The sequence below is a fragment of the Xenorhabdus eapokensis genome, from assembly GCF_001908105.1.
Genome location: NZ_MKGQ01000178.1, coordinates 1 through 541, shown reverse-complemented (window position 1 = coordinate 541; position 541 = coordinate 1). Strand labels below are relative to the sequence as shown.

1 pseudogene is annotated in these 541 nt (G+C 55.8%); it reads right to left on the bottom strand.

Annotation, left to right across the window (positions count from 1 at the left end):
• Positions 1-541 (bottom strand): annotated as a pseudogene (locus Xedl_RS20050) (type IV secretion protein Rhs); the annotation flags it as partial.

Here is a 541-nt window from a genome sequence, read left to right as displayed (position 1 = left end):
TAACCGGTGGCCTTTCTGGTAAAGACGTTCACCGCTAATGTCATGCAAACCGTCAAACCGACGGGCGGGATAACCGGCGGCATCGTATTGATAATGCTCTCGCAACCGTTCGCCATCACTGACTGAGGTCACCTGCCCGTTGCCGTTCACCACATAGCGCAACCACTGCCGCTCATCATTCGCGGCCACCAGATTCAGTGCCGCATCATAGCGATATTCCCGGTCGATGCCAGCCAGGGTGGGCTGGGGAATATCCGCCACTTCATGGGCGTCAAAAAACTCGGTATTGCGCCCGGCACGCTGTGCCGCCAGTTGCCCCATCAGGGTATGCGCCTGACGCAGGATAAACCCTTTATCCGACTGGCGATGCCATTCATGCCCGTCTTCATCCCGTTCAAAACGGAGAACATGTTCACCATTCAGGCTGAACTGTTTCAGTTCCCCGACATGGTTAGCTTCAACTTTGGCCTGCCAGTGCAACCCCGCGACCGGATGATAGGTGCTTTCAACGGTCTTGCTGTCCGGGTAATCACGCTGAATA